The sequence below is a fragment of the Microbulbifer sp. GL-2 genome, assembly GCF_007183175.1.
In the GTDB taxonomy this organism is placed as follows: Bacteria; Pseudomonadota; Gammaproteobacteria; order Pseudomonadales; family Cellvibrionaceae; genus Microbulbifer.
On sequence record NZ_AP019807.1, the window covers coordinates 4,638,688 to 4,651,333 of the forward strand.

Here is a 12,646-nt window from a genome sequence, read left to right on the forward strand (position 1 = left end):
ACATTCAAATTGGTTATAAATATACATACCAGCCTGACACGTAAACAAAGCAATCCTGGACGTTATCAATCGTACACAGATATCAATGATCACCGAAACTAACTAATGATGGAGTCTGACATTATCATTTTAACCTTATAAGCACGAAGCAAAAAAATAAAATTAATTATGTATGTAATAAATATATATGCAGAAATTACATATCTAGATAGATCCATCACATAATTAACGACCAGAACTTAGCTCTCCAGAATTCCACAGTGAAATTTAATTTTACGTTATGGTGGATAGATGTTTGTACTTCAGATATTGCGACTAAAAAATCAAAGCATAAGTATTCATTATACACATCATAGATAAATCATTAATTTAGTATCTATTTTACAGGAACATAGAATATGTTAATTTCCGTCAGCCATTGATACAAGCAGTTAGCAAATAAATTATTAAATTAATATTCCATTCAGATGATAAAGGACATAAATTTGATGCGTTTTTCTATTATAAGAGCCACTTCGGTTGGCGCACTATTACTTGTATCTACAACAGTTTTTTCTCATGGATTGATACAAGAACCCAAATCAAGAAATCAATTGTGCGGTGTGGAAATCAAACCAGACCAAGCAAGTGGAACTATTTGTGAAGAGGCGTTTGCCTCAGATCATTTAGGAGGGTATCAATTCATGAGTGTTCTAACCCATACTCAGGGTCGTTCAGTTGTAAAGCAATTACCTGAACGTGTGTGTGGATTCGACAGTGAAACTTGGAATGGAGGTCCGACTCCTTGGGACTCTGCAATTGACTGGCCGATAGTAAACATCAGCGCAGGAAATCGTAAATTCACTTGGAATATTTCCTGGGGTTCCCACTTTGAAGATACGGAAGAATTTCGATACTGGATAACAAAACCAGACTTTCACTTTCAAGTTGGAGTACCACTGAGATGGTCGGATTTTGAGTCAGAAGCTTTTTGCAAGCTAGATTATGATGATACTAATCCAACTGGCAACCTAAAAATTATTCCCGATAAAGACAATTCTCTATTTCATACCTACTGTGATGTTCCAGAACGTAGCGGCCGTCACGTAATATATGCGGAGTGGGGGCGTAATCAATGGACCTATGAACGCTTTCATGGCTGTGTAGATGTTATGTTCAACTCTGGTGCGGGTAGTCCGCCAATCGTTTATGACCAATCTGTAACTGTTAAACAAAATGAAAACCTGATAGTCACTTTAACTGGCACAGACAGTGATGGGTTTATTGAGGATTACCAGATAATACAACAACCGAGTCATGGTACTATTTCTGGCACTAATGAAAATAGAGTTTATACACCAAATGTTGATTATGTAGGTATCGACTCATTTATGTTTTCCGCTACGGATAATGAAAATCTCCAGTCATCTCCTGCCACGATAACCATAGAGGTAAAACAAATAGATACTACGAATCGTGCACCTAATGCAAAATTCTTGCACAAGATTGATAATAAAACTATTGTCGTTGATGCCGGTACATCCAATGATCCTGATGGAGATACGTTGACTTATGCTTGGACATTTGGTGACAATGGTCCAACTCTATATGGTGTTAATGCAAATCATACATATATAAATCCCGGGTTATATGATGTCCAGTTGACGGTAAGTGATGGTCAGTTAACGGATCAAGCCTCACAAACAGTAAATGTTGGTGTTAACGATAGTGGTAGTGTTATTTGTGACTATGTTATCTCAGAGGAATGGGATACCGGTTTTGTTGCCAATATTCGACTTACCAATACAGGTTCAACGATCATAAATGGATGGGAAGTATATTGGCATTATACTGACGGCTCCCAGGTTACCCATCACTGGAGTTCGGAACTGTTAGGCAATAACTCATATACTGCGACTAATCTTGACTGGAATAAGAAGATTGCTATCGGTCAAACAGTTGAGTTTGGATTTCTTGGTACAAAGGGTTCTCCCAATATCCAGAAACTAAAGGTTAGTGGTGATATTTGTAGGTAGTATAAATAATAGAGTAAGTTTCACTTCACTCTATTAGTTAAAGAATTTAATTAATAGGGTGTTTGTTTAAAATTACTTACAGCATTAACCATAAATTTGATATGGTCGAAACTAGTAAGCTTAGGAACCCTCTACCAACTTGGTTTCCAACCAAGTTGGGGAGATAAAAATGCCCCCCTAATGAATACGTAGCTTGATTTATCTACCCTCGAACAGTCATCCCGTAGAAATTTACTGATCAACTACAATCGTCGTCATTTAATTCTCGCCAGACGCCCCACTGACCAGTGGTACCAGGCTCTTCACCAAGCGTCCACCAACCAGCTTGCCACAGTTTGCCTTTATGAAATACTCGCTCACCAGCAATATAGACTGAGTTCACATCCCACGCAACTGCACAAGTATTATTATGAACTTCAACAGTCCTAACTTTGGATGTAACATTGTTATCACTGTCTCGCACTCGATACGTCAATGTATAGTTCCCTATAGTTGAAGTGTCGACCTGACCATCAATCGTAACGGCAAAGGTCAAATCTCCATCCTCAGAATCAGTTGCTGTTACTCCAAGCATGGGATCAAAGAATGAGCCCTGCACTACCCTGATATCTTCTATTCCAATAATTGTTGGCTCACCATTGGTCGGCGGTGTCGGTTTCTGACCGTGAATATAAGGGCCATAATCTTTTATGAATTGTTCTCGATAGGGTTGCCCTGATGCATTAGTCCCCAGATCCCAGTTAACTGACCATGTCATCACACCTCGTAAAGGCTGACCATCCGCCGCGAGTTGATCAAAGGCGAGGTAGAGATCTTGAGGGTTTTGAATAAATCCAGTGGCTGCTGCATCGATATTGGCTGGTATACCAAATACCAACTTATTGTGTGCAATTTTATGGAACCCACGAGTGCCGTTTGCAAGCGAGTCTGACATATAATAGACAAAGTCCCGTTTTAGTGCATCGTTATTCTGTGCAATCCAACCAATACCATCGACCCATATGCCATCGCCGCCTTGATTATAAAACTGAGGGTTTATCCAGTCATAATAGCCTTCAAGGTTTTCAATGTATGGAATATATTTACCGCCCTGAGTCAAGTAAGGAAACTCCGGAGCCATTGTAATTTGGAAATTTTTACCTTGTGCCCGATAGTGGTCTTTAACAATGCGTAACGCTGCCGGAATAACTGTCTGGTTATCAGAAGCTTCAATTGCAGCCTGTTCAAGGTCAATATCTAATCCATCAAAACCATAAAGCTCTGTTATACGGATAAGCTCCTCAGCAAAGGATTTTTCATCGCCCGCTCTCAATGCTATATGAGCGTTCGCACCACCCAGTGCAATTAATACCGCACGACCTTGCTCGTTCAACTTGTCAACTTGACTGATAAACTCTGATTCAGAAAGACCTATATTAGGGTTTAACTTAAAAGTTGGAATTCTATCGCCTGATAAACTCTCTACTCTCATGAAGGATACATTAACAACATTATACATCGGGTTAATTTCTTCCAAGGAGACACAAGGTGAATTTCCGCCTGAATATCCAGCTCCATTACACCAGTTATGCCAATAACCAACTACTAAACCTCCATCTGGATTAACCATTTCATTTGCAAATGAAAAATTAGAAACCACAGAAAAACCAAAAGCAACCATCACTTTTATTGTTTTATATCTTAACATTATGAACTCCCCTAAAATAATAACCTGAATTTATCATCCATCTAATTTAGATGAATAAATATTGATGCCAACGCTTAGCGCCGTTCCTAATTCATCAAACCTTTTCTGAATATAGTTCATGACACAATTCATCGGAATAACAAATTGGAGAAAGCCGGCAATTATCAGATCATCTTAAAACTGCTATAGATAATTTACCGGCAGTATTTTTTATTTACTGACAAACATCTCCAGTAAGTTCAAATTGTGGCACTGGTAAATCAACAGATTTAGTGCCTTGGAAACCGAACTCTACTGACTGTCCAGGCTCAATGGTAAGATTCCAATCCAGTGGAGTTGCTGAGTACGGATTACTCCCTATTACAGTTGCACTCCAAGCATTACTCAACCCAAAATCTGTTGGCAACTTCCATGAAACTTCCCAACCATTGATCGATTCACTTGTTTTGTTAGTAATATTTACCTTCGCAACAAAACCGGAATTCCAATCAGACTCTATGCTGTAATCACAGGTTGCACTAGCAGGAGGAGCAGTAACTGAAATCATGCGCTTAGTCGTATGGCTATCTATGCCGTCACTCACTGTCAATATTACGTTGTACTGGCCTTCACTGACATATGTATGTTCGACATTTTCACCACTACCAATAGTGTTATCACCAAAATCCCATTGATAAATTAGTATATCGCCATCCGCATCACTCGACGTAGATCCATCAAAAATAACAGTCAGTCCCTTCGTTTCTTCAGAAAAATCTGCAACCGGTGGCGTGTTGGGCGGAGGTTCTACAGCATTCAACATAATACTATCACTAGCTCCGACATAATTACCCTGTTCATCAACGGCAAGAACTTCCACCAGGAAACTCCCAATAGTTGTAGGTGACGTAATCAGTGAAGATGGCCCAGTAACGCCAGTAGCAACTTGAGCACCATTAACTATTATATTTACTGCATATGCATTAGACATATTAAAATTAATCATGAAATTACGGTTGGTATAAACTTCACTACCGTCGGCTGGTGAAACTATACTTACTGCTGGAATTATCGGCTCTTCAACATTAATAGTAACAGTTGCCGTATTTGATATTCTCCCTTGATTATCAACGGCAGAATAAGTGAAACTATCTTGACCGAAAAACGTTTCATCGGGTGTGTACAACCGACTAGCCCCAGTTCCAGACAATGTACCATTACCTGGAAAACCAGAATTAAATGAGACCACTTGACCATCGACATCATCTGCGTTGAACATTATCTCAACCTCCGTTTGATAAAATGTGTCAACATTAACGTCTTGTGCTGTCGGAGGACAGTTTATGCCGGTGCTTCCACCACAAGGAGCTGAAGGCTCTTCACCCCATACCAGCTGTTCACCACTGTACAGCGCAATTTTTGGTGCTTGTACATGACTGTTACCGTAGCTGTCCCAGGAAGGATCTCCCTCGTTATCCCATTCGGGTTGATTATTGTTTGTTGGCAGAGATATTCTAAATTGTACTTCTTTCTTTGATTCAGATTGCCCACCAGGGAATATTTTAATACCGTTAAAAGAGACCTCTGTATAGTAGATGTCGTCTTCCGGATTGCCCCAGGGTTTTAAGGGCGAAATAGTTGCTGCTTGGCTAAACCCTGTACTCACAGTAATATCATTCAATGAGTAGCCTAGTGAAAACTCTGTACTTAAATCCACCCAGTAACGAAATTTTAGGTCAGTGATCACTTTAGCTGGCCATGCAGAATGATTGTGAACCAATGAGCCTATTTCAATATATCGAGGTCCAGATGAGTTTACTTTTGCCTCAACATAATATTCCAAGTCACGCGTTTCTTTTGGCGGGAATTCACTTTCAGGAATAGGGTTACCACCAAAATCGAGATACAAACGCGCTAAAGCCGATGTGAAACCTGCGTTGTAATCGGTTGCCACTTCATTGGCAATGTAGTCTCCACGATCATCCTCATATGCGTCACCACTTCCGGGCCCGCCAACTAATGCACCAATTAATAAATGACGACTCTCTACCGGAAATTGTAGACTGTCCGACCAGGAACCATGTGCAGTTCGATGATGGGGGTTTTTCGGCCCGTTTGGTGCAATACCAATTTGGTAGGGAATCTTGTTGGGGTTATCCCCCATAATATATTTCATCTGACCGACGGCAAAATCATAATAAATTTTTGCACGAGGATTATCAGGTTGTAAACGCTTGAGATAATCTGAATAAAATAACGCGACAAAAGACGTGTTTGCTGCATAGCGTGTCGCCCCCCATGTATCCAGTTGCGCTAAGCCTCCAGGAGTGTAATTTACACGTTCACCATTAACACCTGTTGTCCAATAATCTAACCAACGTTCAGCATCCTCGCGATACACTGAATCATCAGTTAACGCAGCTATTAAGACATAAGAACCATAAGACTTATCATCCCAGGCGTGTGTCCATTTATATGCTTTTACCGATGACTGTCCTTCATTACTTAGATTTTCATAATTGGCAATCGCAGAATCCAGGTAGCTTTGATCACCAGTGGCACGGTGTAACCAAATTGCTGACCATACAAGTTCATCCTTGTACCCACTCCAGGAATTATAGAATCCTGACGCATCTGTGATACAGTCACTGTACTTTCCAGGATAGGTTTTCGCAAAGGTATACAACTCTTTAGCGTGGTTGATCAACTGTGCGGAATAGTTTGGATCATCATCAGTAAAGACCATTGCAATAGCCGATAGCGCTGCGGCGGTTTCTCCTGCTAAATCAGAACCAGGACAAGTCGGTGACAGTGAAAATGATGGACGCTCAGATGCAGATCGAGAGGTTGCGTGTATCACTTCAACCGGTCCCCACCACGCATGATCTCCACTACCGGTACCTACTTGACCATAGAAAATATTGGCCGAAGGGTGGGCTTTTACAAAATAATCAGCAATATAACGCAAATTATTTTTAATATGCTGCATTTGGCCACTTTGTGAATAGGCTTGCGGATAGTCCACCACTCCCCAAGCCAACATAGTGGCTGCACTAGCCATTGGAAATCCAAACTTTACATGATCGCCAGCGTCATACCAACCTCCGGATAAATCGACATCATTATCTGCCCCATCATCTAACGTAGAATTACCGCGCCATTCCACCCGATTCCAAGACGGAAGCACACCCGATTGTTGTGCTTCATAGAAGTAAATGGATTTTTGTAATGCTTCACCATAATTCACTGTAATTGCTTCAGCGATATTGCCATAAAGGGCGGTAACGCCGATGGAAATACAGGCTGATATTTTATATAGCTTCATAATGATTCTCGTGTTGTGATCACAATCTAAAACTAGCGAACTTCAAAACTTGGTCGTCCTGCACAAAATCCGAAATATCAACCTCAATATTTCGATGTTAATTGGGATCCCCCTATAAACGGTTTTCAATTGGCAATTTTTAGAACATGCCTATCCAAATCTCTTTAATACAAGAAAGATATTACGTAAATAAGAAATATAATTGGGGGCAAAGCCATAGAGATGCGCTAAAATGGGGCGAAATTTACGATGAAAAGTCTTTATAATAAAAGTAATGTGAACCGGTTCTTATAAATTCTGAGATTCTCTAGCAGAAGTAAGTCAATGAATTGGTTTATAAGGTATCGTAACCTATGATATTTATCGTGTTCCGTAAACGCCACTTAAAATAAGCCCACGCGCCCCAGTACTGTCAGCAGTACTCACAGTAGAAAATTCATGTCCATGCTCATTTACCTTGAATCATTTCTTCTTAATCATTTGAAATTACAGCTGCTTATACTTACAATGGGTTAGTTAATAATGCTAAGTTCCTATGGTTGGGTCATAATGTCTATTTTAAATACTACAGCGATTTGATAAGGTCGCTTTTAAATACCTGATTTCATATATCTGGACTTGGAAGCTCTGGCTGAGAATTTAATAGATCAAATCAAACTTATGACCCAGCGACAGTTTGGATATCTTCGATATCATTAAAATCAGTAATCACTCGAATATATAATAAGCCTGTGGGGCTCATCTTCTCCTATCAATACTCTTTACATTCTTGCCTCTTACTTTATCCTACAATCACTTATTCATCCAACTCTACCGCACTAACATAGTGCTCTCGCCCTGTAAATGATTCCCAGGAATATTTCGTCTCACATGTATATCTTTACGAAGTATTTGAGCTGCTGACTTTTCTTTTAGGAACCCTGAGCTTCGGTGGAACCGTCAACAGTATATGGACGTAGCCCTTCATCGTATAACTTTCGATTGAATGTATACCCCTTTGGCGACATATATCACACAGTATTGATCAAACCTGTCAACGTAGCTCACAAATAACGTCTTATCCCGATATTTCAGTTCATATACGAAGTGACACCTGCAGTAATACTGCCTTAAGCTTGGCATTACGAGCCCCACATATTCTCTCCTTATAAGAATTTACCCATTCATGATGGCAATTTTTTACCCTGTGTGCTGTAAAAGTGCAGCCTTTTCAAACATCACGACCAAAGGTGGAGGCTACCTTAATATAATTAAGTTCTTTATGGTTCATAAGTATCATCTGGAAAAATTCTCAGTTATATTTGGCGGAAATGATTAAATGTTCAGGTCTAACGCCTAAATACTGGCCCTGGACTGATCCTGCAGTAGAGTAGAGAAACAACAAAGCCGATAAGAGTAACAAAAGCATCCACAGTGAATACCCAGCGAATACCAACTTCAAGATTTGGAGCCGTGGCTAAAATTGTCGCATTTATCCCAAGCCCAAGTGCACCACCAATAAACCTGAACATATAAATAATGGCTCCGGCAAGGCTTGATTCAGTGGGATCAACAACTGTAACAGCAGCAGTAACAATAGTAGGACTATAGATCCCCAAGCCTATCCCGACCAAAAGCAGACCTGGAACAAATTGAAAGTAGTTATCTCGTCCACCTAAGTTCGCCAGCCAAAAAAGACCCAGGCTCATCCCCAGCGCTCCTATGCAGATCAGCACTTTCTTCCCAACCTTCTCATAGAGAAACCCCGAGAGGAGTGCAAAAACCCCAGAGGCAACCATCATGGGTAACAATGCAACCCCCGCCTGAAGAGCTGTATATTGGTATATTTTTATAAGAAGAAGTGGGACATATACCAGAGAGGCAAAGAAGGCAATAGCAACCAGAAACACACTCAACCCAGCTGTCATAAAACTACGATTATTCATCAGCTCAATTGGAATCAATGCATCACGCCCATTTTTGCGCTCAACCCAAAAGAACAACAAAATAAGAAAAAGACTGATCGACAAGATAACAGAAAATAAAACAATATTAAAAATATTCTGAGTCAACAAATCCATCGCCAACAGGAATAGAAAAAGTGAAATGGAAAGTGTGATCACACCACTGTAATCAATGCCCTCTTTTACTCGGCTTAATTTTTCGGCAGGGTATCTGCACCAGCATAAGAATGCAGTGATTAGTGCCATGGGAAAATTGATAAACAGGATCCACCTCCAACTAATATACTCGGACAAGAACCCCCCTATCACCGGCCCACAAGATGTAGCCAAACCGAGTGAAGCTAACATAAACCCACCGGCCAGCCCCGCTTTCTCAGTAGGTAAAAGGTTGTAAGCCATACCTAATATCGCAGACCAGATCAATGCACCACCAAGCCCCATAAAAGCACGTGAAATTAAAAGGACCCAAATATGCGATGCCAAGCCACCGATAATAGAGAAAACAGCAAATACTACGACTCCTGCAATAAATATATGCTTACGCCCATAAATGTCTGCCAGACGACCAGCGGTAACTATCAACACTCCATAGGATAAAGAGTATGAATTTACTACCCAGTGAACGGTTGTTATTTCAACCGAAAAAGTGTTTGCTATTGATGGCAGTGCTGGAGAAAAGGCTGTAAAGTCACCAGCCACAAGGAATACAGCCAGGAAAAGAACCAGTAGTCCCCAATAGTGCTTTCCCAATAGCGGTCCATTATTTTCTGTCATTTGCTTCTTCACGGCCTAGAGTAGGCTGTCATACCTTTGCCCTACTATTTTGTGTATGTCCACAGTAACAAAATAGTATAGTTATAATAAGGCTTACCAGATACAGATAGGCATCTACGGTAAAAGCTCGAGAAATCCTCGTAGTAATCTCAGGGGCCAACGCCAGAATTATCGCATTAATCTCAAGCCCCTGTGCCCTCGCCAACCAGCCTCAAAATGTAGATACTCGCGCCAGCCAAGCTAGATTGGAAGGAATCTACTGCTGATATGGCCATGGTAACAATCGCGGGATTATAGGAACTTATAATGACACCTAGTATTAGCATCCTTGGCAAAAAGTGTATGTATCCAACATTTATATCGCACCCAGAAAGCATGACAAGCCTCACGCACATTCCAAAGGCACCTCAACAAATCAATATTTTTGTACCAAATTTTTTATAGAAGCGACCTGGAAAATTCATAATTACCCTTGGGGGAAGCAACGCCATACCCGACTCCTTGGCAGTATACTCTTACACCATTGTTAGAATGGCGAGAAATGTACACTAACGCTGTAAAAAACTATTGCTACCAAAAGTATACTAATCCCTCCGAAATACTTTTTATATTTCTAACAAAGCCTAGCGGAACCAGGGCATCATTCTTTTTCTTAGCCTCAACCTGCACAAAAGCATAGGCACATAAAATTGTTATTATTAACAAGTGGATATTAATCACATACGAAACCTTCAACTGTACGATAAACCCCATAGCCAGAAGCAAGCAAAATATTGCCAAAGAATGTAACAGGCCCCCAAAGTAATCAATCTTTTAGACTTAACGCACCGGTAATCCGGAGAATATTTTCTCCAACAAATCAGTGCAGTAACAATAAAGATTGGAACATTAGCAAACGTGACGAACCTCAGATGCAAGGTGGGCAGCAGCATATAGACACCTGGCCAGATACACACCGAATTGAGAATAAACTGGGATAAAGCTATCTCACAATCAAGTGCAAAAAATTAGCTGCCCCTTGCTGTGATTTAATTAACTCTAGTGGGCGCTGACTTTTGAAAATAGGTTGATAACTACTACGCCAGCGACTATCAGCGTCATGCCAATTATGCTTGCAAAATCCAGCTTTTGCCCAAACATCAACCAGGCCACTAATGAAATCAACACAATACCCAAGCCAGACCAGATTGCGTATGCAATGCCAACAGGAATCGACTTTAGTGTGAGTGATAGAAAGTAGAAAGCTACACCGTACCCCAGAACAACAAGTAGACTAGGCCAGACCTTTGTAAACCCTTCACTTGCTTTCAAACTTGAGGTCGCTACCACTTCAGCAATAATTGCAACACCAAGAAACAACCAATTTTTCACTTAAACGATCTCCAATATAGCTGTTACCGAAAAATAATTTATAAGAAAAAAATTTCACTCTTTTATGATTCCCCTGCCAGCAGAAACAACTAAAACTCCTCCTATGCTCGCCATTGTGCCGCCAATCACTTTACCAAAAATATACGAAACATTGTCACCCAAACTACCTATAGTTCGGTTAGCGAGATAAACCGTGACTAGCAAATAAAGAGTAGTTAGAATCGCAAACGTACTTATCATCACTACGAACTGAGCACTAAGATCGAATGCAGGGTCTATAAACTGTGGAAAAATAGCTGTTGATACCGTAAGTGTTTTCGGGCTCGTTATTGAAACCAGTAACCCCTGCCTATACATACCAAAGATATTACTATCTTTATCAACCCCATAATTTTCAACCAGGGAGATACCCTTTTTCCAAAGTAGGACACCTAAAAATATTAAGTATAATGCTCCAGCAACTCTGATAATCGTAAAAGCTATCCCTGAAAAATAAGCTATTGATCCAACACCCAATACTGATAAAGTTGAAATAAGTATAACCCCCGAAGCTGCTCCAGAGATCGTTGTTAATGATTTAGGCACCCCATATTTAATACTATGGACTGCTGCCAACATAGTCGCCGGCCCAGGTAAAACTACCGCGATAATAACCACCGAAAAATAAGCCAACCAAACATCAGTGTTCATATCTCCTCCCTCATTCCTTACATCTCAATAATTCGCAAAAAAGATTCAGTGTATTGAGGTTGGGCCTATTGCTTTCCTAGCCACTTTTCATTAAAGCCAGCTTAGAGCCGAAACCAATAAATACTATACCGGTTATGGAATTTATCCACCTTTTAAACCTAACGTTATTTGCGGCAAATTTGATACGCGACAATGTAAATACCATTATAGAAAACCACACAAAGTTAACCATCGCGTGTGCAGTCACCAATGTATATGCATTTACAACCCCCTCATGTATCGACATGAACTGTGGAAAGGCTGCCAAATAGAACAATGACACTTTGGGATTGAGCACGTTTGTGAAGAACCCCTCTAAAAACGCAGTACGTATCGAGGCGGGCTTAATATTTTTCTGAGCTGAAACTGGCAAACCTGCATTACCAGCTTTCAAAGCACTAATTAATGATTTAATGCCAACCCAGATTAAATAAGCAGCGCCTAATATTTTGAAGATAAAGAATGCTTGAGCGGATTGAACAAGAAGAATAGAAATGCCAAATATGGATAATGTACCATGTACGTAAAAAGCAGCAACGAACCCCCCTATATTAGCGAATCCGGGTTTTTGCCCGGATAATGGAACTGTTTTAGCGATAAGAATACTATTCGGACCAGGTGAAATAACCAATAAAGTCGCTACCACTATAAAAGTTATGAGGTCATTTATATCCACTTAGCTCTCCTCAGGCAAAAATTACATCAATAAATCAATTGGTTATATATATGGCACACCTACTCATAATAGAATAAATATTATCATACCCTCTGTTCTGGATCACATGAGTATTGATATCTTACTGATTTCTAATGTTTCTTCACC

Annotated in this window: 7 protein-coding genes; 1 reads left to right on the forward strand and 6 read right to left on the reverse strand. The window is 40.2% G+C overall.

The window, feature by feature from the left end:
• Positions 1–488 precede the first annotated feature (488 nt).
• A complete protein-coding gene (locus GL2_RS20105) occupies positions 489–2,015 on the forward strand; it encodes a lytic polysaccharide monooxygenase (protein WP_143732512.1) in 1,527 nt (508 codons plus the stop codon).
• A gap of 238 nt (positions 2,016–2,253) precedes the next feature.
• Here the strand turns inward: GL2_RS20105 and GL2_RS22240 are convergent, their stop codons facing one another.
• From GL2_RS22240 to GL2_RS20135, 6 genes are all read right to left on the reverse strand, one after another.
• The gene (locus GL2_RS22240; RefSeq protein WP_143732513.1) at positions 2,254–3,702 is read right to left on the reverse strand and encodes a glycosyl hydrolase family 18 protein; all 1,449 of its coding nucleotides are present in this window, start codon (positions 3,700–3,702) and stop codon (positions 2,254–2,256) included.
• Between the two features lie 214 nt (positions 3,703–3,916).
• The gene (locus GL2_RS20115) at positions 3,917–7,006 is read right to left on the reverse strand and encodes a glycoside hydrolase family 9 protein (protein WP_143732514.1); all 3,090 of its coding nucleotides are present in this window, start codon (positions 7,004–7,006) and stop codon (positions 3,917–3,919) included.
• Positions 7,007–8,334: 1,328 nt separating this feature from the next.
• A complete protein-coding gene (locus GL2_RS20120; RefSeq protein ID WP_143732515.1) occupies positions 8,335–9,723 on the reverse strand; it encodes an MFS transporter in 1,389 nt (462 codons plus the stop codon).
• A 1,038-nt stretch (positions 9,724–10,761) separates the two neighbouring features.
• Entirely contained in the window at positions 10,762–11,094 is a 333-nt protein-coding gene (locus GL2_RS20125; RefSeq protein WP_143732516.1) for an SMR family transporter, read from the reverse strand.
• Positions 11,095–11,148: 54 nt separating this feature from the next.
• Positions 11,149–11,784: a LysE family translocator gene (locus GL2_RS20130; RefSeq protein WP_143732517.1), complete on the reverse strand. Its 636-nt coding sequence runs from the start codon at positions 11,782–11,784 to the stop codon at positions 11,149–11,151.
• A 76-nt stretch (positions 11,785–11,860) separates the two neighbouring features.
• Entirely contained in the window at positions 11,861–12,499 is a 639-nt protein-coding gene (locus GL2_RS20135) for a LysE family translocator (RefSeq protein WP_143732518.1), read from the reverse strand.
• Positions 12,500–12,646 lie beyond the last annotated feature (147 nt).